This window comes from Sphaerospermopsis aphanizomenoides BCCUSP55 (assembly GCF_001586785.1).
Lineage (GTDB): Bacteria > Cyanobacteriota > Cyanobacteriia > Cyanobacteriales > Nostocaceae > Sphaerospermopsis_A > Sphaerospermopsis_A aphanizomenoides_A.
The window spans coordinates 15,652-38,476 of sequence record NZ_LUFH02000030.1 but is presented as its reverse complement, the minus strand read 5'-3'; the positions used below and the strand labels follow the sequence as shown (position 1 = coordinate 38,476).

Below are 22,825 nucleotides of genomic sequence, written 5' to 3'. Positions count from 1 at the left end.
TATGGCAAGGCAAAAGGCAAGAGGCAAAAGGCAAGAGGGAAGAGACTTTCACCGACTTTACATTTTGTAACATACCTCGGTTTTTTCGAGCCGACTTACTTATATTCTTTGCCAACAGCCAACACCCTTCGTCACAATGGCTAATTACCAAACAAATCTAAGTCTGTAACTGCACCAACACTACTAGAAGATACGAGTTTGGCATATTTCGCCAGCACACCTTTTGTATAACGGGGTGGGCTTGGTTGCCAGTTAGCGCGACGACTAGCTAATTCTGCATCGGATATATTTACTTGCAATAATCGAGAATTAGCATCAATGGTGATACTATCGCCTTCTTCTACCAAGGCAATATTACCGCCAACTGCGGCTTCTGGGGCAACGTGACCAACTACCATCCCATAAGTACCACCAGAAAAGCGTCCATCGGTAATTAAACCAACAGCATCACCTAAACCAGCACCAATAATTGCAGAGGTGGGAGCGAGCATTTCCCGCATACCAGGCCCACCTTTTGGTCCTTCGTAACGGATAATGATGACATCACCGGCTGTTATTTTCCCTGCCAAAATTGCATCTAAGCAAGATTCTTCCGATTCAAATACTCTTGCTGGTCCAGTAATTACTGGTTTTTTCACACCTGTAATTTTAGCAACGGCTCCTTCAGTAGCTAAGTTACCTTTGAGAATTGCTAAGTGTCCTTGTGCATACATGGGACGATCCCAAGGACGAATTACATCTTGGTTGGGTGATGGTTCTGCTGGTATGTCTGCTAAAACTTCGGCTACTGTTTGTCCAGAGATAGTCAGACAGTCTCCATGTAGTAAATCATGAACTAATAGCATTTTCATGACTTGAGGTATACCACCAGCTTTATGTAAGTCTGTGGCTACATATCTACCACTAGGTTTTAAATCGCACAAAACTGGAACACGACCGCGAATAGTTTCAAAGTCGTCTAAAGTTAGTTCTACACCAGCAGCACGGGCGATCGCCAGAAAATGTAATACTGCATTGGTAGAACCACCAACGGCCATAATTACAGATATGGCGTTTTCAATAGATTTGCGGGTAATAATTTGCCGGGGTAATATCTGCTGACGGATGGCTTCGACTAAAACAAAGGCAGATTTTTCGGTGCTATCGGCTTTTTCCGCATCTTCTGCGGCCATAGTCGAAGAATAAGGTAAACTCATGCCCATCGCTTCAAAAGCGGACGACATAGTGTTAGCTGTATACATTCCCCCACAGGAACCAGCACCAGGACAAGCATTGCGTTCAACTGCTAAAAGTTCATTTTCGTCAATTTTACCGGCGCTGTATTGACCAACTGCTTCAAAGGAACTAACAACGGTTAAATCTTTACCATCGTAGTGTCCGGGTTTGATTGTACCACCATAAACAAAAATAGCCGGAATATTCATGCGAGCGATCGCTAACATTGCACCGGGCATATTTTTATCACAACCACCAATAGCCAGCACACCATCCATACTTTGGCCAGTACAGGCGGTTTCAATGGAATCTGCGATGACTTCCCGTGACACTAGGGAGTATTTCATCCCCTCAGTTCCCATGGAAATTCCATCACTGATGGTAATTGTGCCGAAGATTTGGGGCATAGCTCCAGCATTTTTGACGCTAATTTCTGCCCTTTGTGCTAATTGGTTAATCCCCATATTACAGGGGGTGATGGTGCTGTAACCATTCGCAATACCGACAATGGCTTTGTTGAAGTCTGCATCTTGAAAACCAACAGCCCGCAGCATAGCCCGGTTAGGCGATCGCTGTACACCTTGTGTGATAACTTTACTCTTTAAGTTTTCTGGCATCTATCTTTGTTCCTTCTTTAGCATCATCGCCATCATGACGATTTTTGTAGACAATTATTCTCTCAAAAATTAGTCATTAGTTATTATTTAGTTGTCAGTTGTTAGTTTTGATTCTCCCCCTACTTCCGTTTTTCTCTTCTCTGTCACTTGTCACCTATCACCTGTTACCTAAAAAGGCAGAAATTGTAGTAATACTGATCCCAAACTCCCGACAAAATCCATAAAGCTGGGTTTACCACTAGTTACTTTTTCACCATAGGGTGTTTTCAGTTCCAGAATAAACGCTTGTGCTGTTTGTATTCCTTCAGCATTTTTTTGTTCTGCAAACAGTTTTGCGGCCATTTGGGCATCTTCCAAGGCGCTTTTTCTGTCTAAGTTTTGGTAACTAGCTACACCACGGGATAAATACGCACCTGCATAATCTGGTTTAAGTGCGATCGCTTGACTAAAATAATCAATAGCTGGTTTTAGGTTGCCTTTATCAGCCGCTGCTACACCCCAAGCATAGAATTCCTCTGGTTTAGCAATTTGCAGAGGTATACCCACTGCACCTTGAAAGTTAGTACCGTTGAGGTTAGCGTTTGTCAATTCTACATTCATTAAATAAGTATTTCGCAAATCAGCACCCGTGAGATTTGCTTCATTGAGTTTAGCCCTACTTAAATTAACACCAAATAAACTAGCACCAGCCAAGTTTGCACCCCGCAAATCAGCACCTGTCAAATTCGCACGACTCAGGTTAGCACCTTCCAGGTTCGCACCTCTCAAATCAGCCCCCGATAAGTCAGCAATTGCTAAACCAGCATTAGCAAGCTGACAGTTTTGACATTTTTTAGTAGATAACAACTGTCTTATCTCTTCATCATTTGCTGCTTGCGCGGTTATTGGCAAGCTAAGGGTAAGCAAAAACGCTGCTGTAGAAATAATTTGGCTTTTCATACTTAGTGTTGCAATATATTTTCACCTTGACTCAATCTTTGTTGCATCTAGATTGAGATTGAGTGGATGATATGAGTAATTTGCGTCAATCTAACACAGTATTTGCTTGGGTAGCAATCTTACAGCAGCTATCAACGGAAAGCAGATTACTAACTAGAAAGGCTTGAAAAAACAGAAGTAGGTAACGAAACTTAAATTTGCCTAAAAACCTTTTTCCTCTTGCCTCTTGCCTGATCATAACGACAATTGTTAACGCCGACCTGCTTCAGTTACCGATTTATGTCTATCTCTGGATTTTTGTAATTGTGAGTTAAAGTAAAAACTTCATGGTTATAGGAAGGGGTTTCTACGAGTTCCTTTCTGGGATTAGACGAACCCATATCTGTCAACAGACTGACGCTAAATGTTAGGATGGATGCTAATAATATTTTTTCCAGCATAAGCGTAACTCCCCATAATTACCACACAATAATTTAAGAATTTAGTGGATATATTTTGAAACTGATTTAGTTAACTACAAATTAACAGCTAATTTAATCTAGTAACAGTGACTTTAATAATAAAAAAATTGTGATTAATATCACAACAGTATTTTTACTTGATTTTCAAATTTTCATCTAAGAGTAATCCAATAGTTGTTTGTGCTGAATGCTGAATGCTGATAGCTGCTATATCTAATGGTAGAAAAATAAATTCCTCCAAGGGAGTGATGAAACCCGAATCAAAAAACGTAGTAATAGAGCTATTGCCTGCAATAAATTCAGAAATAATTCTTTGCTATTTATTTAGCAAAATATGGAGGAATATAAGTATGGTTATAGATAGACACAGGCGTGCTTTAGGGGTATTTCCTGCTCGTCGTGATGCTGAACAGGCGCTACATGAATTAAAAAATTCTGGTTTTCCCATGGAAAGAGTTTCTGTAATTGCCAGAAATGATGATGGTCAGGAAATTGCTGGTACACCAGTGCGAGAAAAAGTTGGTGATAAAGCTGATGAAGGAGCAAAAACAGGAGCGATTTCTGGAGGGGTTTTAGGTGGATTAACTGGTTTATTAGTGGGACTGGGAACTTTAGCATTACCAGGAATTGGTCCAATTATGTTGGCTGGAGCTACTGCTACCGCCTTAGCAACAACTCTTGCTGGGGCTGGTATAGGTGCAGTCACAGGTGGTTTAATTGGTGCGTTGATTGGTTTAGGAATTCCTGAAGAAAGAGCCAGAATTTATCACGAAAGAGTAGAACGGGGAGAGTATCTAGTTATCATAGATGGTACTGATGCGGAAATTGCTAAAGCCAGAGAAATTCTCCATCGGTGGAGAATTGAAGAGTTTGAAATTTATGATCATCCAGAAAATAAACAAACTACCCCAGAAGTTATTCATCAGGATGTAACTGTTAATAAATACGCCATTGGTTACTTGACAATGCTGCAAGATGCAGAAGCAGCAATTAATGATTTACGAAATGCAGGTTTTCCCTTAAACCAAATTTATTTAATTCATAGAGAACGCCCACAAAGGAATGCTTTTGGGGGAATTCATGTTAGAGATAGCATTGCTCCTGCTGTTTTAAATCTGCCACCTAACCGGACTCAGTTTTACAACGATTGCATCCATCAAGGTAACTATATAGTCATAGTCACTGGTAATGATGCAGAAATCCACCAGGCTGCGGCAATTCTCAGCCGACATCACATCAAACAGTGGGAAGTTTACGAAAAAAATGGCCATCAGGATTTACCTTTGCAAACTGCTAAAAGAGCAATTGGTGTTTTTTCCCATCGTCGAGATGCAGAAGCAGCATTGAGAGAATTACGTAATGTTGGTTTTCCCATGAGCCAAGTTTCCCTGATTGGTAAAGATACAAATGGCGGTGTACACAGGGATGTAGACAGAGGTAATAGAGCCGACGAGGGACTAAAAACTGGTGCTGCTACGGGTGGGGCTTTAGGTGGTTTGGGTGGTTTATTAGTAGGTCTTGGTGCTTTGGCAATTCCGGGAGTAGGGCCTGTCATCGCTGGTGGAGCAGCAGCTACGGCTTTAGCCACAACTCTAGCAGGTGGTGCTGTGGGTGCAGCAGTGGGAGGTATTGCTGGGGGATTGGTTGGTTTAGGAATTCCTGAAGGACGAGCGCGAGTTTACAGCGATCGCTTTCAAAAAGGTGACTACTTAGTCATTGTTGATGGCACAGACGCAGAAATTCATCATGCTGAAACAATTCTCAAACGTGCAGGAATAGAAGAATTTTCCATTTATGATGCCCGTAATGTCAGCCAACCTCAACCTAGTTTTGAACCAGTCAGAAATACTGAAACCGTACCCAGCCATCATCCTGAAGAAGCTCCTGTAGTGATCATTGACCACCGCGAAAAAACGGTTTAATTTTCCTTCAATTAGTCCAAAATTAGGAGCATTGACATCAAAATTTTGCTCCTAATTTCTAACCTATACAATCAAAAAAATTACATTTATATCAAGAACTAAACAAATGAAAAAGTTAACTTCTTTCTTAATTGGTTCAATTTTACTTTTTAGTGCTGCTTGTGATAATACAGCCAAAACAAGTGTGAATGCTCCAGAACCTGGAGAAGCTCCAGCCAGCCCAGCCGCACAAACAACACAGGCTGCAAAAGAAGACGCTCAAAGTCAAGTCCGCAGAAGACAACTAAATGCAGATATTCGCTCCCGTGAAGAACGAAATTTGGCAACTGGCGATCGCACAGATAGAGCCACAGGGGATTTAGCAAGTGAAGTCCGATCTAAATTAGAAGCTAATATCCCTGGTGGTGAATTAACAGTAAATGCTGCTAAAGATGGCACGGTTACTGTCTCAGGAACTGTGAGTAATCAGGAACAATTAGCCAAAATAGAACCTTTATCAAAAGAAATTAAAGGAGTCAAAAATGTAATTGTTAAAGTAGCTGTTGCACAACCAAAAAGGTAAAGTTGCTAACAATTCAATTGATAATTGACAATTGTTTCCTTCAAGGTTTAAAACCTCCTCTTTGAAGCGAAAAAAAGAAAAAAATTCAGATTTTTCCATCCTCCTGCCTTGCCAGGGAGAGGAAATTGTCAATTGTTCATTATTGAACTTTCCTTTTCCCCTTCACCGAGCGTCAACTGTGGATAAATCCACCACTTCGTGGTATTGTGCGAAAAGTTGTCACTTAATCCCTGAATACGGTCAAAAACCCAATAAGTGGAGACAGCTAAAAAATCCAATCCAGGCAACATTGAGATTAAACTCAGTGAAGCCATGAGAGGCGCTTTGGCTACGCCTTTAAGAGTCCGATTTTCGGTCTACTTAGGAATCTCTGTAGCTATAGCTCGGAGAAAAGTCAAGTTCAGTCACTTATCAGAACTGTTCTGCCAAATGGCAAACGTTATGGAAACTCAACAACAGCCACCAGAGACAGTAAATACAGGTACACCTGAAGGTGGATTAGCCCTTGAGGGTGCAGCAACGAGTAAGTTGCCAACACTACCGTCAGCTAAAGCTCCTGACACCCAATGGCAACGAATTAGCAAACAAATCCTTGACTTGTTAGACCAACTGCCCAATTATATAGGTAGTTTTTTTGACAAAAATAAGCAAGCTATTTTCACTCTTGTTTTGATTTTGTCTGCGTTTGTTACAGTCAAGGTAGAAATTGCTGTCCTAGATGCTGTTAATGGTGTGCCGTTACTAGCTCCCATTTTTGAGATAATTGGCATATTTTATGCCATCTGGTTTACTTTCCGTTATCTCATCAAAGCTGAAACTCGGCAAGAATTATCCCACAAGGTTAGTTCATTCAAACAGCAACTTTTAGGTTAAGAATTGTCAGATCCTTTAATATCAATCTATTTATGAATTTAATGTAGGGTTAGCCTTTTTTACCCTACATTTTTTATCAGTTATGTAGGTAGAAACTAAAAAACCCAACTATAGGACTCCTATTTGATTATTGAACAAAACTCCGTACACCTAAATCTTCTACAACCCTTTTGCCTTTTGCCTCTTGCCTCTTGCCTGCCTACACAAGTATTTATGGCTTACGCCACGCTGCGCTATCAGGAATCAAACCGGATGCCTATATGTAAAAAATAATTAACAAGCTGCAAATTCTCTTCCCTCTTACCTCCTGCTTTCAATGTTATGTATCTTTAGATAGATCATCTAAAGTAATATTTATCTTTAATTCACTTCTGAAGATAGTATTTTTATCATCTCCAAAAAACTAATCTAGTTCTCGAAGTTATTTCTCAAAACAATTAAAGATAACTAAAAAGAGGACTAAATATATGGCTAATAACCCAGTTAAGAAAACAGTAGATTCTGCTCATCGAGTTGAAGCAGATACTTATGACCGGGGAATTATCCCAGCCGAAACAGCCGCGCGTATGGCTAGAGAAGGAGAACATTATAAACAACTGCCCACTGAAGAGAATTTGTCTAACGCCCCTACAGATGATCAAACAAATGTTGAAAGTATCCGCACTACCGATGGTTACACTGTGGATAAAGAAGGTTTGTTAAATAATTATCCAGTTGAACCAGAAATGTATTATGAAGTTCCCGGTGATGCACAGGAAGAGATGGCTGAAGAAACCGCAGAACGTTTGCAAGAACTCAGAGAAGTGAATGAAGATAAGGAAGGTGAGTTAACAGAAAAAAGAGACAGTCGCGGTAAAGGTCCAGGAATAATTTAGTTATCAATTGATAATTGTTTAATTTCCGGATTAAAACCTCTCCTTTCAAGGAGAAAAAAAGAAAAATTTTCCTGTTATCCAATTTTCTCACTTTCTCCTGAGAGGTAATTGTCAATTATCCATTGTCCATTGATTAGTCTTTCATCTCCACAGTTAAGTTAGGCAAACCTTCTAATTTTTCTGTGGGAATTTCTTCTGGTGTAGATGGTACAAAAACCTTCAAACCTGCTGGTATGCACTTAATTTCTACAGGAGTTATCCCAATTATTTCTCCATCTACAACTACTTTTTGCGGTGGTTCAGTTGTAATTTTAAGGTGTTTGGATCGCAAATAGCCAATGTCATTTCGTTCTACTGGTGTACCTGTAGAGGCTGTTTGAAATAAATGAAATGTGGCTGCGATCGCACCTACTTTCGTCTCTGGTGCTACAATTGTTAAATCTAGTAATCCATCATCAAAAATAATACCTGCTGGCCCTTGAGCTAAAACAGAAGTGGGAGGTGCGGCATTTGCTACGGTTACTGCTGAAGCAATAGTTTTAATTATTTTATCTTCGGTTTCAATTTCTACATCAAATCTTTGCAAGTTTCGCAGTTCTTGAAATCCAGCTAAAATGTAAGCCATCATCCCAAAGCGATTTTTAGCTTCTCTATCTGCTTTTTCTACAGTTGCTGCTTCAAAGCCAATTCCTGCTAATAATACCATCTGTCGCTCATTGCAACAGGCTACATCTATTGTCCGGGTTTTACCTTGTAAAATTGTCTGACAAGCTGCGGCAATTGTATCAGGAATACTTAAAGCTGCGGCAAAAGCGTTTGCTGTTCCCCGTGAAATAATCCCAAAGGGAATATCTGTATTAATTACTGCTTCTGCTGCTGCGGATAATGTACCATCTCCCCCAGAAGCAATAATTGTCTCTACTCCCCGTTGTACCGCTGCACGTGCAAGTTCATCAGCATCAACTTCTTCGGTGGTGAAATAAATATCTAAGGCAATTTCTGGTTCTAATATTGACCTAATCTGATCTAGTTCTAATTCTGGATCACCCTGACCTGCAACGGGATTAAAGATTAAACAAGCAGAACGATTCATAAAGATAAAATCATAAAGTTATGGATGATACCTAGTTATTCCTAGCATAGTTGTAAAATTTAAACTTCTCTCTCAAGACTGGTTTAACAAAAGAGCCAAATTTTTTAACGAAGGCCGAAGGCCGTTGTTGTAACTGGGATTTATACCTCACTCCAAAAACTTTTCGCCTTAAAAGGTGTTAGCGTAGCGAGACGAAGTCCGGTTTTAGACCCGATTGTTTTGATAAAATTACTAATGAAGCTAGGAATTGGTTGGTTCACGTTTCATTTGAGATTGCTATATTTTGGTACACTAATTACCTGATTACGACCCTTTTTTTTAGCTTGATATAGGGCTTGATCAAGGGCGATAAAGAATAACTCTAATGAATTTATATAAGCTTCTTCAAAAGTTGCTAACCCTAAACTAATGGTGTAATTAATTCGTCCATCAGCCGCTGGATTTTCTTCAACTCTTGTTCGTAACCTTTCAGCAATCAGAGATGCACTCTCAATATTTGTGTTTGGTAATAAGATGAGAAACTCCTCTCCTCCCCAACGACTGACCAAATCTTGAGAACGGAGAGATTGTTTAAGGGTGTTAACTAGGTGCTGTAAAACAATATCTCCATAGGTATGCCCATAATTATCATTAATTAATTTGAATTTATCAACATCTATTAAAATTAAACTAAAGGGTGTTTGACTGCGACTAAATCTTGCTACTTCATGGTGTAAATACTGTTCTATAGCTCTACGATTTAGCGCCTTTGTTAAAAAATCGGTTGTAGCTAATGTACGTAAATCTTGATGCAGTCGTTGATTGACCATCATAATAAAGCCGGAATTACGCAGGTAATCAAATAAAAATATTGACCAAAATGTGATGATATGTATGCTATTTGCTTGCATGAAAGATTTTGTGTTAGTCAATGGTATTATGACTGCGCGTAGAAGTGAGACAATTATCGGAAGCATGATAGTAATAGGAGTAAACAGAGAAGATGCGAACAGTGATCTCTCTAGATTCGAAAAGAGATAATAGACAGCAAGAATATGAATTATGGTTATGGATGAAATATTAATCAAATTCCTGGATAAAAAATCATCTTTGATATAGACATAATAAACCTGGATGACAAAAAAGGCAGAACTAAAAGCAACTACAATCAGGTAATTTATGGTCTTGCCAACAAACTTTACAATGCCTATGGTGTACATTATTTGAGCCGTGGTCATCAATGAATTACCCACAAAACGGAGATTCAGGAGCAATATTTGATCTGATAAAAATAAGCGCATGGGGAACATGAGAAATCCCAAGGCTGATAAAACTGTGCCAATCGCATAAATACCAACTCCGCGATTCTGATTTGCTAAGAAGAATAAAAATACCAGTGTAATTGATTGCAAAACAGATGCAGCACTCACCATCAACGACATAGTGCCAACATCAATCATCATCATGGTAACTGAAAAATTCTGCATATAGGTAAATCCTGAAAAAAAAGGATATGTAAAAATATACCTAAAGTTTTATCAGCCTCAAGGCTGCTGTTGATGTATGAAAAATGTAAACAAATGTAAAGACATGAGTTCAATCCGGTAAGTCACTTGCTGAGGTAGTCTAGATCAATGTGAATTTATCGCCTGGTTTGACAAAATTGTTTTATGACTTCAGTTTCTAGCCCTCCACGCACTATTCGTATTGGTTCACGTAAAAGCCAACTGGCTTTAGTTCAAACATACTGGGTAAGAGATCAGCTTCAAAACAGCTTCCCTGATATCACATTTGAAGTCCACACCATGTCTACCCAAGGCGACAACATCCTGGATGTAGCATTAGCCAAAATTGGCGATAAAGGATTATTTACCAAAGAACTGGAATTGGGAATGCTGAATCAAGAGATTGATTTTGCTGTTCATTCACTCAAGGATCTACCCACTAACTTACCACCAGGGCTAACACTGGCAGCAATTACTGAACGGGAAAACCCAGCGGATGCCTTGGTACTGCATGAAAAATACAAAGGACAGACTATCGACACTTTACCAGCAGGTGCAGTGATAGGTACATCTTCTCTCCGCAGATTGGCACAATTACGCCATCAATTTCCCCATTTTACTTTTAAAGATGTGCGGGGAAATTTGAATACACGCATGGCAAAATTAGATGCTGGTGAATATGATGCTCTAATTTTAGCGGTAGCTGGTTTAGAAAGATTAGGAATGAGCGATCGCATTCACCAGAAGTTACCTCCAGAAATTTCCCTTCACGCAGTGGGACAGGGTGCTTTAGGTATAGAATGCCGTGCTGATGACCCTGAACTGATCACCATCCTTAAAGCCATTGAACATCCGCAAACACGCGATCGCTGTTTAGCAGAACGCTCTTTTCTCCGCTCTTTAGAAGGCGGTTGTCAAGTACCTATTGGTGTAAACACAGAAATAGTTGGTGATAATTTAACACTAACAGGTATTGTAGCTAGTGTAGATGGTCAAAAACTGGTAAAAGACATCGTTACTGGCTTGGCTAAAGATGCCGAACAACTAGGAACAGAACTAGCAAACATCTTACGCCAACAAGGAGCTACAGAAATTTTAGAAGAAATCTTTACCGAGATTAAACGCGGATCATAAGGTGACTGGGGAATTGAGGAGATGGGGAGATGGGGAGATGGGGAATTGAGGAGATGGGGAGATAGGGAGATGGGGAATTGAGGAGATGGGGAGGTAGATTTTAGATTTTAGATTGGAGATCACAAAAACAATCCAAAATCCAAAATCCAAAATCCAAAATCCAAAATCCAAAATCCAAAATTAAGAATTTCTGTCACCTGTTCCTTGTACCCTGTTCCCTATAACCTGTTCCCTTTTTTCCAATTATCAATTACCAACTACCAATTACCAATCAATACCATGCGGATTCTATTTGTTGCAGCTGAAGCTGCTCCCATTGCCAAAGTAGGTGGAATGGGTGATGTTGTCGGTGCATTGCCAAAAGTCCTCAGACAAATGGGGCATGATGTACGGATATTCTTACCCTACTATGGTTTTCTGCCAGACAAAATGCAGATTCCTTCAGAACCAATTTGGAAGGGATATGCTATGTTTCAGGACTTTTCAGTTTACGAAACCGTCCTTCCTGGAACAGATGTCCCTTTGTATTTATTTGGACATCCTGCCTTCATGCCTCGCCGTATTTATGCTGGAGAAGATGAAGATTGGCGGTTTACCTTGTTCTCCAATGGTGCAGCGGAATTTTGCTGGAATTATTGGAAGCCAGAAATCGTCCATTGTCACGATTGGCACACAGGAATGTTACCCGTGTGGTTGAGCCAATCCCCAGATATTACTACTGTATTTACCATTCATAACTTAGCTTATCAAGGTCCGTGGCGCTGGTATTTAGAGAAAATTACTTGGTGTCCTTGGTATATGCAAGGTCACAACACCATGGCCGCAGCAGTGCAGTTTGCTGATAGGGTAAATACAGTTTCTCCTACCTATGCAGAACAAATCAAGACACCTGCTTATGGTGAACAAATTGAAGGTTTGCTATCTTTTATTAGCGGTAAGTTATCAGGGATTATCAACGGTATAGATACAGATGTTTATAATCCTGCTACTGATAAATATATTACCCAAACTTTCACCACTGATACCTTAGATCAGCGTAAAGCTAATAAAATCGCCTTGCAAGAAGAAGTAGGTTTAGAAGTTAATTCCAAAGCCTTTTTAATTGGCATGGTGAGTAGGTTGGTAGAACAAAAAGGTCTGGATCTGGTATTGCAGATTCTTGATCGCTTCATGGCTTATACAGATGCTCAGTTTATCTTATTGGGAACTGGCGATCGCTATTATGAAACCCAAATGTGGCAGTTAGCATCCCGTTACCCTGGACGTATGGCCACCTATCTTTTGTATAATGATGCTCTTTCTCGTCGCATCTACGCCGGTACTGATGCCTTCTTAATGCCGAGTCGGTTTGAACCTTGCGGTATCAGTCAAATGATGGCTTTACGTTACGGTTCTGTTCCTATTGTCCGTCGCACCGGAGGATTAGTTGATACTGTTACCCACCACGAACCCGTAGAAGCAGCAGGTACAGGTTATTGTTTTGACCGTTATGAACCTTTAGACTTATTCACCTGCATGATTCGTGCTTGGGAAGGTTTCCGCTACAAACCCCAATGGCAAGAATTACAAAAACGCGGTATGAGTCAAAACTTCAGTTGGTATGAATCTGCTAAACAGTACGAGAACCTCTATCGGTCAATTTATGGTTTACCACCACAAGCAGAAGAACCAACACCAGAACCAGAATCATAGCAAGTAACAGGATTTGAGGAGTATGGCTTGCGCCACGCTATGCCTACGGCACGCTGCGCGAACGCTATCAGGAGTTCAGGAGTAAAGATGAATTGAAGAATAAAGAACTAATTTTTCTTCCTCATTTCCCCTGCTCCCCTGCTCCCCATATTTGAGACACAATAAAGCAAGTATGCTTTCTAATAAACCGGGAATGAGATCCTGTATTTGATTATATATATTTTTTTATATATTTTTTTTATATATTTTTTTATATGGGCGTACAGATTCCCATTATAATAAAAGCATAATATTTAGTAACAAATTTGTCAAGGATTAAATCAGGCGCAGATGCCAAAATTCCGAAAGAAGTTAGGCATATCTTTGTAACCCAATGATTTAAGCTTGTTGTATGTATCTTATATTTAACGGTAACAATTTTCCTGATGTTGACCGAGTTACCCTGAAACAGCAAATAAAGAACTCAAGAGTTTTTTATGAAAAAAAATACTATATCTCGGTTATGTACTTATACTTTGATAGGGTTAATATCTTTAACTTCTGTTTTAGCTACAGCTAACTCTGCATTACCTCAGACTGTCAAAGCTGCTCCCGTTAAGCAAATTCCCTTACCCAGTAGCAATTTAATCTGGCCTACTCACGGGATTGTTTCTCAAGGGTTTCGTAAATATCAACATGAAGGAATTGATATTGCGGGTGCTATTGGCACTCCTGTTGTTGCCGCTGCATCAGGTACAATTGTTAAAGCTGGATGGGATGATTGGGGATTAGGAAATCTTATTGAAATTCGCCATCCTGATGGTAGCGCAACAGTCTATGGTCACAATAATCGTTTGTTAGTGAGCAAAGGTCAAGAGGTTACTCAAGGGCAAATCATTGCAGAAATGGGATCTACAGGTAATAGCACAGCACCTCATTTACACTTTGAATTTTATCGAGATGGTCGGTTAGCAATTGATCCGATCAAACTTTTATCCTCTCCAACTACTGCCCAATTACCAGTAGAGCAACCAGTTACTCCTTCGCAACCAATTCCTGTCAGCATTGCACCTATAAAAGCTAATGTTGAATGTGCTGGAACAGCAGTGATTACAGGTGAAACGGCAAAAATTCGTGTTCAAGTCTGTGAAGAAAACGGCCAACTGTTTTACATTGGACAATCAAAACAAGATGCTAGTAACCCTGTCAAGATAGTTGCTTGGAATGTTGGTAAAAATAAATATCGAGCAGATAACGGTTCTTTTTCATACTTAGTCAGTCCAGAAAAGGTGGAAGTTTGGCGTAATGGTAGTCAGATTCGTTCTGATAGTTTTAATACTTCCCAACACGCTGGCAATTAAAATTACTGTTTGTTTCCGTAAGTTATCATTTCCTGAAAAACACCATAGTGTGACAGTTGAAAGGGCGTAATATGGTGTCAAAAATTCTGCAAATTAAAGAGTATAAAATGTAAGCATTCAGCCGTCAGCCGTCAGCCGTCAGCTATGTACCTGGAATCTTGAAATACAAAGAAGGAAAAAAACGGATGCAGATAACATTCCTGAAATTAAAACTTCTGAATCCTTGCTATTGCTACTATTGGCTGTTAGCGTAGCTTGGCGTAGCTACTTACTGATTACTGATTACTGATAGCTGAATACTTACTATAAAATACATCTAGATTTAATCTAGAAAAAATCACAGACACTGTTTGTAATATCTCCAATATTTATATCAAGGAGCAGAAAATTATGGAATATATGGCTTATTCCTATATGTATATGGCGAACGAAGAGACTCCCGTTACAGTGGATTTGCATCTTCCCAAGATATCATTTAATTGGCAAAAATTACTGAAGTCTTCTGCTTGGTTGGCTTTAGCTGGTATCAGTGTTTTAGTTGCTTCTGTTTCTCAAATTCAGCAAGCCTCAGCAGATTATGTGAGAACTAATGGTAATTGTTTATATATTCGTAAGGGTCCTAGCAGTGATTATTCATCGGTAGCTTGTGTACCCAATGGTACAAATATTGGGGAAACTGGAAATGTGAGCAATGGTTATGCTCAAATCACTACAGGACGTTACCAAGGAAATTATATTGCGGAAAGATGGCTTGGGATGAAGCCGGGGAATTCTCATGGTCGTCCTGGCCCTGGTGTTGGTGGTCGAATTTTGCTTAGACAGGGAGCCAGGGGTGAGCGAGTGAGAGTTGTTCAAAGAGCTTTAGGTATTAGAGCCGATGGAGTTTTTGGACCAAATACCGCTCGACAAGTCCGCAATTTTCAAAGCAGAAATGGTTTGCTTGTGGATGGTATAGTCGGCCCAGCTACTCGCAGAGCTTTGGGTATCAATTGATAATTGATAATTGATAATTTACCCAATCATCAATTACCTATTACCCATTATCCATTACCCATTTGCAAATAATTTTTCACAATCTGCAAAATGCGTTCTGCTGCATGACCATCACCAAAGGGGTTAATAGCATTAGCCATTGCTGCGTAAGCTTCTGTGTTACTTAATAACTCACTTGCAGCAGCAACAATACTCTCTGTTTGCGTTCCTACTAATTTAGCTGTTCCGGCGGTGACTGCTTCTGGTCTTTCTGTGGTATCTCTGAGAACGAGTACCGGTTTACCGAGACTTGGTGCTTCTTCTTGTAACCCACCAGAGTCTGTTAATAATAGGTGCGATCGCCCAATTGCTCCTACTAATTCTGCATAATCTAAGGGTTCTGTCAAAAAGATTCTGGGATGTTTACCCAATAGTTGCTGTAATGGTTCTCTAACGGTAGGATTCCTGTGTAAAGGCAATAATAAAGCTGTATCAGGAAACAGATCCAAAATCTGTAAAAATGCTTGAGCGATCGCTTGCAGTGGTTCTCCCCAATTTTCCCGACGATGGACTGTTGCTAATATCGTCCGATATTGATCCCAGTTTAAACCGGGAATATCACAAGCTGGGTTAGTTGCAGCCACATTCAACAAGGCATCAATTACTGTATTACCTGTGAGGTGAATTTCTCCCAACACACCGGAAGCTTGCAAGTTTTCCACCGCCAGGGAAGTAGGCGCAAAATGTAGTTGAGTAATTTGGGAAATTAACCTTCTATTAGCTTCTTCGGGATAAGGATTAAATAAATCATCGGTTCTTAACCCTGCTTCCACATGACCTACAGGAATTTTTTGATAAAAAGCCGCCAACGCCGCAGCAAAAGCAGTTGTTGTATCTCCCTGAACTATCACTAAATTGAGCTTTTGTTCTGTAAATAAAGCTTCTAAACCTTGTAAACTCCGACAGGTAATATCATTCAGAGATTGTTTAGGCTGCATAATCTCTAAATTCCAATCTGCTTTCAGGTTAAATAATTCCATTACCTGTGCAACCATCTCCCGATGCTGTCCAGTCAGAATTACCTGCACTTCTACATCAGGTGAACTTTGAAAAACTTGAATTACTGGTGCTAGTTTAATCGCTTCGGGACGAGTACCTAAAATAATCCCAACTTTATTAGTCATTAGTCATTTGTTATTAGTTATTAGTCATTTGTTATTAGACAACCAACAACTGACAACTGACAACAATTAAAAATGAAAAAACCCGGCTTCACCGGGCAGATGTACTGTTTGTCGAATTTAACAATGTTAATTATTTGAGTTCACAAGTTAAAGGACAAGCTGCGTAAACAGTGGTTTGAGCTTTGTCTTCCTCACCATGTAACCAGCTTAACCATTTAATTTCTTTGGGATGAATACCTTTAGCAGTTAGTACACCAGCCACTATTAATACTGCCATAACATTGAACATGATTAAACCACCTGCTACCAGTAGCACTGCACTCACAGGCATTACTGATTGCAGAACAATCGACAACAGGCATCCGACCGTAGCCATTAACACAACCAATGGAAAACCAACAACAAGCAGACATACTGCTAATGTGAAAGTCCAGATTAAAAAGCTTTTAATCATCAACAAGGAGTAGGTCTTCCCTTGATTAGAGCTTTGAGCCAAAACCATGACTTTTCCTCCCAATTACACAGCAAAGTTTAAAGCTGAATTTTTTAGTTGTAGCTCGCTGTTTACGAGTTAACTGTTTTGATTCAGTGAAATCCAGTATATAGAACCCTGGGATAAAGATGAGCATTTCTTTATTAAACTTTACAGTTAATTTTTTGTAATTATGGAAGTGTCGTCTAGTTGGTATTTCTGTGGTCTGACCTCTTGACTCATACGTCTCCAGGAATAGACCTTTGTGGATAGAATCGCAACAGTCTGATCCCCGAAACCTTTATTGGAGTTAGCTTAACATTTCTTATAAAAATTAGGATTCCTTCTCATAATTCTCAGGCGATGCTGAAAAAATTATCTGCTGTTGATTTTATGGGTCGTTTGAGTGGAAATAGATCACAAATTTCTCATTTAACACCTGGAAATATTCATACCTTACATTCTAAGTAAGAATAAATACTGTGATATTATCAAATATTTAAGGGATAACACTGAAGATTAACCTGTGTAAAACAAGGTTATATTGGTTAAAGTAGTTGGATATAATCAGTAAAATATCCTGCAAATAGCAGTGAAAAAATACATAAGGAGGTGGATGAACTGAAACTAACTGTTGTGCCTAATTTCAAATCATTTACCTCTGTGTAAGTAGCTCAACTAAAAAAACGTAATTCCTAGATTCCTGACTTCTCAAAGCTGTTAGTTATCTATCTTCTGAGCTTTTTATGTTTAATTTTGTTGACCTACTGATCAGGTCTTTACATAACTTCAAGTATTTCCCAAATTTTGTGGAGAACAGAAATTTTGTTAAGGCTGGTAACGAGTAATTGGTAATTGGTAATGAGTAGAAATTCTTACCTATTCCCTATTCCCTAAGTTGATTTAATTTTTAACCTACTCAAGTTGAAGATATATGACAGAATCACAAAGCCGTAATCTACCACCTGCACCACCACCACTAACAACATCTGCTGCACAGCGCCCCACACAAACGATGCAGATGCAAACAGAGATAAAGAGTAATCCTCCTGTAAGGACTGCACCACCTCCACCACCAACTGGGATGCAACGTCCAGCGGCACCACCACCAATGCCACCTGCACCAGCTACTCCTAAACAGCCGTCAGGAATGACTTTGGCTCAATTGGTGCAAGAAGCTTTTGATCAGGGATATTCTGACGTTCACGTGGGTATAGGTGAAAAACCCCGCTTCCGTAACCGAGGAGAAATTCAAACAACGAATTATCCAGAAACTGATAAAGCGACCTTTATTAGTTGGTTACGGGAGATCATGACTGATGCAGAAATCCAACGCTTTCAAGACAATTTAGAATTTGACGGTGCGACTCAGTACGAATTTGCCCGTGTACGGATTAACGTTTTTGACTCCCTTCGCGGCTATGCAATGGTACTGCGGTTGATTCCGCTCAAAATATTGTCGATGGATCAGTTAAGATTACCACCAATATTTCGAGATATTTGCCATTATCACAAAGGTTTGATTTTGGTGACTGGGCCAACTGGTTCTGGTAAATCTACAACAATGGCAGCAATGGTTGACTACATCAATCGAGAAATGCCCAAACACATTATCACCATTGAAGATCCCATTGAATTTGTTCACCAAAGCCGCAAGTCTCTGATTAAACAGCGGGAAGTGGGAATGCACACCCGCAAGTTTGACAATGCTTTAAAAGCAGCTTTGCGGGAAGACCCAGATTTGATTCTGGTGGGGGAAATGCGGGATAAAGAGACTGTGAATACTGCCTTGAAAGCCGCTCAAACTGGTCACTTGGTGATGGGAACCTTGCACACTAATAGTGCGGTGAAAACTATTGAACGGATTCTCAATTTGTACTCAGGTGAGGAACAGGAAGCCATGCGGGTGGCGGTTTCTGAGTCTTTAGTGGCGGTCATTGCTCAAGGTTTGTGCCGTACAACCGATGGCAAGCGGGCTGCTTTCCACGATATTCTGATTAACACTGAAGCAGTGAAAGAATGGATTAAAGATGGTAAGTATGATGAAATTACAGAATTGATGAAACAAGCTAGTTTTGACGGCATGATTACTATGAATCAGGCTTTATTCAATCTCTATCAAGAAGGACGCATTACGGAAGAAACTGCAATAGAAATGTCACCAACTCCCAATGAAATGATGCAATTCCTCCGTGGTCGTGTTTAATGGGTAATGACAAGAGGGTGTAGGGTGTGGGGTGTAGGGTGTGGGGTGTAGGGTCTAGGGTCTAGGAAAGAACTTTTACCCCATCTCCCCATCTCCCCATCTCCCCATCTCCCCATCTCCTCATCTCCCCATCTTCCCATCTCCCCCTTTCTTGGATGCTTGTGATTAAGTTGAATTTGGACAAAGTAGCTAGACCCCAGTTGTTTAAAGGTATTGCTCTGTTTACACCTGGAGGAGATTTAATTTACTGTATTGATCCTAGTAAGCAAGATCGATGGCATTTGCATTTGTGTGCGTCTTTGCAAGAAATCCTGGATTTACCAGAACCGCCACATTTTTTAGTACCTTGTTATACAGCAACTATTGACCACTGGTTAAACCCACGTACACAACAAGTACAAACCTTTGCAGAAGCTTATCCAGCAGTTATGCGTCATCAATCTGTACTACGAGCAATTTTTGGTACTGGGGAATTAGTCTGGCAACCAGCACCTTGGCAGGATGGTTTGTGCGATCGCATGGTGTTAGCAACGTATCGCGCTTCTTTTCCCCAACTTTGGGAAGATCATGATTTAATCGTGCGTTTAGACCTGGCAGATATAGCACCAAGATACCCTCAAAATACACTGTATCCGCAACGGGAAAAACCTAATACTCAAGGCTATGTGTTACGCCTGTTTGTTGCTGGTCATAGTGCATCTACTGAACGCAGTTTAGAAAATTTACATGAATTACTAGAGCGATCGCTAAAATATCCTTATACCCTGAAAGTGATTGACGTTTTAACACATCCAGAACAAGCAGAAATCGATCAAGTTTCGGCAACTCCCACCTTAGTCAAGGTTTGGCCTCATCCCATTCGGCGCATTGTTGGCGATTTGGATAATGTTGATAAACTATTACAAATGTTAGGAGCAAAGGATAATTGATAATTGATAATTGATAATTGATAATTCGTAATTGTGAATTAAGCATACAAGTCTTACAACAAAAGCCTTTTTACTCTGTCAACTATAAATCTCATTACCTACTCAGTTATGTACTTCACTTGGTTAGACAACAATAGTTGGTTAATAGAAATTGGCGAACAAAGGATACTGCTTGATCCTTGGTTAGTTGATTCCTTAACTTTCAGTAATTTGGATTGGTTATTTAAAGCTTATCGTCTTCAAGATCGACCAATACCAGGAAATATTGATTTGATTTTGTTATCTCAAGGTTTGGAAGATCATGCTCACCCACCAACTCTTAAGCAGCTTGACAAAAATATTCCGGTTGTCGCTTCTGCTAATGCTGCGAAAGTAGTAGAAAAATTGGCTTATACCAATATAATTACTCTCAATCATGGTGAAATTTTCACTTTGAACAATCAAGTAGAAATTCAAGCTTTACCTGGTTCTTCAATAGGCCCAACTATTTTAGAAAATGGTTATCTTCTTAAAGAATTGACCAGTGGCTTAAAAATTTATTATGAACCACATGGAAATCATTCCCCACAACTTAAACAGCTTGCACCAATAGATGTGGTAATTACACCAATTGTTAACTTTGATTTACCTTTGGTGGGGTCGATAATTAAAGGTATGAATAATGCCTTAGAAGTCGCTAAATGGTTGCAACCACAAATTATGTTACCAACAGCAGCGGGAGGTGATGTTTTATTTGAGGGATTATTAAACAAATTTTTGCAAACCAAGGGAAGTATTGCAGAATTTCAGGCGTTATTAGAAAGAAATAATTTCACTACACGAGTAATTGCACCTAAACCAGGGGAACAGATTGCTTTTAATGCTGAGTCCTGAGTAAGAATTTTCTTACCTGTTGGGAGCATCCCAATGAAAGCAAAAATAAACGCAGCAATACTAAAAACTCTCTTAAAACCTCTTAACTTTGTGTCCTACCCTGCGGGAAGCCGCTCCGCGTCTATGCGTTCTTTGCGGTTGATTCATACCTTGGATCAATTGCCTTTCTTTCAAAAAAAATAAACTTACACATTTGGGATGCTCCCTACCTGTTCCCTGTCACCTGTCACCTGTTCCCTGTTCCCTGTTATAAATGGATTGGATTACCTTACTGCGATCGCTACAGTCTGATTTTCTTCAAAGGTTAAAATCTGGTTCTCTACTTCACTGTGAAGCCGAAGGTCAGCATAGTGAATTAACTATTATTTCTGGTAAAAGATTAAAGGCATTACGGGAATTCTGCTGGTTGATGGCAGAAAAATATAAACGTACTTCCCCAGTCCGTGATGTTTTTATTAGTAACCTCAAAGGAAAATTAGGTGAAGAAGTAGTCAAAGAACGGTTAGCTGATTTTATTACTGAAGTTGATTATGAGAAACGCTTTGGTGGTGATGGAAAAAGTGATTTTACTCTCACCTCAAACCCTGCTCTTGGTGTAGAGGTGAAATCTCGTCACGGTACTATTGATAAAGTTAGATGGTCAGTCAGTGCTGAAGAAGTAGAAAAAAATGCAGTTATTGTTTGTATCTTAATTCAAGAAGAAGTAAATGAAGCTCAATCAGAATATCATCTTTTTCTGGCTGGGTTTCTACCTACCAAAATGATTAAATTAAAAACAGGAATAATTTCCTTCGGAATCAATCAATTATTATATGGTGGAGGGTTACTCTGCTATCTAGAACAACAAGTTTCTCTAGCTAACTCTCCTCAACAAGAATCTCATACTGAGCAAACAACTATATCTAAACAACAAATACCTAACTATCCTACGTCGCCAGAAATATCTAAATCTTTAGAAACCGACTTAACAATTGCTGAAAAGCTGGGAGATGAATATTATTTAAAAGGTGATTATGCTGCGGCAATTAACAGCTATAATCAAGCATTACAAAATAAATATAATCAAGCAAATATCCATTATAAAATAGGTTTGGTTTATCACAAATTAGGTGATTATCAAACAGCGATTTTAGATTATAATAAGGCTATTAACATTAATATTAATTACGCCAAAGCTTATAATCACAGAGGGTTAGCATATTATCAATTAGGGAATTATCAGGCAGCGATTGCAGATTACAATCAAGCAATTAGAATTAATCCAGAATTGGCAGTTAATTATAGCAACCGTGCTGATGCGCGTTTTCGGATTGGAGATAATCAAGGAGCAATTGAAGATTATAATCAAGCAATTAGAATTAATCCTCATTATGCTATCATTGGCAAAAATAAAGAAATTACTGCATATCTGTTAGAGAATAAAGAGAATAAACATAAATTAATTCAAGGAATTAAAATTTCTCCTAACGATGCTATTGCTTACAAAAACAGAGGTAATACTCTTGCGGAATTTGGAGATTATGAAGGAGCAATTGCAGATTATAACCAAGCAATTAAAATTAATTCTGATTACGCAGATGCTTATTACAGTCGGGGTAATGCTTATTTTGATTTAGGAAACCATGCAGCAGCTATAGATGATTTTAATAAAGTAATTAAAATTAATCCTAATTACACTGATGCTTATTACAATCGCGGTCATGCTCGTTTAATTATAGGAGATAAGCAAGGAGCAATTGAGGATTTCCAGAAAGCAGCAGATTTATATTGGAAAAACGGACAACTAGAAGAACATAAAGATACACAAGCTAAAATTCTAGATTTAGAAATAGAAAAATCATTAGATATTTTAAATTTCTAAAAATTTCTAAAAATCAGTTATACGAATTAAAAGTTCACAATTTAAAAATTTAAAAAAATTAAAAATTTTGGGTATATGTCTGTTGCATTCTTTTTTACTCTTGGTATAAAATTTATAATAT

19 protein-coding genes are annotated in these 22,825 nt (G+C 39.2%); 12 read left to right on the top strand and 7 right to left on the bottom strand.

Translation table 11 applies throughout. The features are described 5' to 3' along the window. Positions 1 to 140: 140 nt before the first annotated feature. From ilvD to A0J48_RS09815, 3 genes are all read right to left on the bottom strand, one after another. Positions 141 to 1,832, bottom strand: coding sequence for a dihydroxy-acid dehydratase (ilvD, locus tag A0J48_RS09825; protein ID WP_200322628.1), 1,692 nt, complete (start codon positions 1,830 to 1,832; stop codon positions 141 to 143). 168 nt (positions 1,833 to 2,000) lie between these two features. After that, a complete protein-coding gene (locus A0J48_RS09820) occupies positions 2,001 to 2,771 on the bottom strand; it encodes a pentapeptide repeat-containing protein (protein ID WP_200322626.1) in 771 nt (256 codons plus the stop codon). A 269-nt stretch (positions 2,772 to 3,040) separates the two neighbouring features. Beyond that, complete coding sequence (locus tag A0J48_RS09815; protein WP_200322624.1) at positions 3,041 to 3,211, bottom strand: hypothetical protein; 171 nt, start codon at positions 3,209 to 3,211, stop codon at positions 3,041 to 3,043. 371 nt (positions 3,212 to 3,582) lie between these two features. On the opposite strand from A0J48_RS09815, the gene A0J48_RS09810 reads away from it, so the two are divergent. The 4 genes from A0J48_RS09810 (at position 3,583) to A0J48_RS09795 (ending at position 7,464) form a co-directional block, all read left to right on the top strand. Beyond that, positions 3,583 to 5,154 (top strand): histidine kinase, encoded by a 1,572-nt coding sequence (locus A0J48_RS09810; RefSeq protein WP_200322622.1) that lies wholly within the window; start codon positions 3,583 to 3,585, stop codon positions 5,152 to 5,154. A gap of 106 nt (positions 5,155 to 5,260) precedes the next feature. Then, entirely contained in the window at positions 5,261 to 5,716 is a 456-nt protein-coding gene (locus tag A0J48_RS09805) for a BON domain-containing protein (protein WP_200322620.1), read from the top strand. A gap of 429 nt (positions 5,717 to 6,145) precedes the next feature. Next, entirely contained in the window at positions 6,146 to 6,589 is a 444-nt protein-coding gene (locus tag A0J48_RS09800) for a CAAD domain-containing protein (protein ID WP_200322617.1), read from the top strand. 467 nt (positions 6,590 to 7,056) lie between these two features. Beyond that, on the top strand, positions 7,057 to 7,464 hold the full coding sequence (locus A0J48_RS09795; protein ID WP_200322615.1) for a hypothetical protein: 408 nt from the start codon (positions 7,057 to 7,059) through the stop codon (positions 7,462 to 7,464). 133 nt (positions 7,465 to 7,597) lie between these two features. Here the strand turns inward: A0J48_RS09795 and A0J48_RS09790 are convergent, their stop codons facing one another. Continuing rightward, positions 7,598 to 8,557, bottom strand: a complete 960-nt coding sequence (locus A0J48_RS09790) for a YegS/Rv2252/BmrU family lipid kinase (RefSeq protein ID WP_200322613.1) — start codon at positions 8,555 to 8,557, stop codon at positions 7,598 to 7,600. Between the two features lie 263 nt (positions 8,558 to 8,820). Continuing rightward, positions 8,821 to 10,023, bottom strand: a complete 1,203-nt coding sequence (locus A0J48_RS26855; protein WP_234300823.1) for a GGDEF domain-containing protein — start codon at positions 10,021 to 10,023, stop codon at positions 8,821 to 8,823. Between the two features lie 183 nt (positions 10,024 to 10,206). On the opposite strand from A0J48_RS26855, the gene hemC reads away from it, so the two are divergent. The 4 genes from hemC to A0J48_RS09765 all read left to right on the top strand — a co-directional run bounded on the left by hemC (position 10,207) and on the right by A0J48_RS09765 (position 15,200). Then, positions 10,207 to 11,175 carry a hydroxymethylbilane synthase gene (gene hemC / locus A0J48_RS09780; RefSeq protein ID WP_200322611.1) on the top strand — a complete coding sequence of 323 codons (969 nt, stop codon included), beginning with the start codon at positions 10,207 to 10,209 and terminating at the stop codon, positions 11,173 to 11,175. A gap of 279 nt (positions 11,176 to 11,454) precedes the next feature. Next, on the top strand, positions 11,455 to 12,867 hold the full coding sequence (gene glgA, locus A0J48_RS09775; RefSeq protein ID WP_200322609.1) for a glycogen synthase GlgA: 1,413 nt from the start codon (positions 11,455 to 11,457) through the stop codon (positions 12,865 to 12,867). Between the two features lie 476 nt (positions 12,868 to 13,343). Further along, positions 13,344 to 14,207 (top strand): M23 family metallopeptidase, encoded by an 864-nt coding sequence (locus A0J48_RS09770; RefSeq protein WP_200322607.1) that lies wholly within the window; start codon positions 13,344 to 13,346, stop codon positions 14,205 to 14,207. Between the two features lie 420 nt (positions 14,208 to 14,627). Then, positions 14,628 to 15,200 carry a peptidoglycan-binding protein gene (locus A0J48_RS09765; protein ID WP_234300822.1) on the top strand — a complete coding sequence of 191 codons (573 nt, stop codon included), beginning with the start codon at positions 14,628 to 14,630 and terminating at the stop codon, positions 15,198 to 15,200. 47 nt (positions 15,201 to 15,247) lie between these two features. Here the strand turns inward: A0J48_RS09765 and wecB are convergent, their stop codons facing one another. Continuing rightward, positions 15,248 to 16,363 carry a non-hydrolyzing UDP-N-acetylglucosamine 2-epimerase gene (gene wecB, locus A0J48_RS09760; RefSeq protein ID WP_200322603.1) on the bottom strand — a complete coding sequence of 372 codons (1,116 nt, stop codon included), beginning with the start codon at positions 16,361 to 16,363 and terminating at the stop codon, positions 15,248 to 15,250. 130 nt (positions 16,364 to 16,493) lie between these two features. Further along, complete coding sequence (locus tag A0J48_RS09755) at positions 16,494 to 16,865, bottom strand: hypothetical protein (protein ID WP_200322601.1); 372 nt, start codon at positions 16,863 to 16,865, stop codon at positions 16,494 to 16,496. 904 nt (positions 16,866 to 17,769) lie between these two features. Here A0J48_RS09755 and A0J48_RS09750 point away from each other — a divergent pair. The 4 genes from A0J48_RS09750 to A0J48_RS09735 all read left to right on the top strand — a co-directional run bounded on the left by A0J48_RS09750 (position 17,770) and on the right by A0J48_RS09735 (position 22,704). Further along, complete coding sequence (locus A0J48_RS09750; RefSeq protein ID WP_200322599.1) at positions 17,770 to 19,041, top strand: type IV pilus twitching motility protein PilT; 1,272 nt, start codon at positions 17,770 to 17,772, stop codon at positions 19,039 to 19,041. Between the two features lie 155 nt (positions 19,042 to 19,196). Beyond that, the gene (locus A0J48_RS09745) at positions 19,197 to 19,970 is read left to right on the top strand and encodes a circadian clock KaiB family protein (RefSeq protein WP_200322597.1); all 774 of its coding nucleotides are present in this window, start codon (positions 19,197 to 19,199) and stop codon (positions 19,968 to 19,970) included. Positions 19,971 to 20,078: 108 nt separating this feature from the next. Then, entirely contained in the window at positions 20,079 to 20,843 is a 765-nt protein-coding gene (locus A0J48_RS09740; RefSeq protein WP_200322595.1) for an MBL fold metallo-hydrolase, read from the top strand. Between the two features lie 253 nt (positions 20,844 to 21,096). Then, positions 21,097 to 22,704, top strand: coding sequence for a tetratricopeptide repeat protein (locus A0J48_RS09735; protein WP_200322593.1), 1,608 nt, complete (start codon positions 21,097 to 21,099; stop codon positions 22,702 to 22,704). Positions 22,705 to 22,825 lie beyond the last annotated feature (121 nt).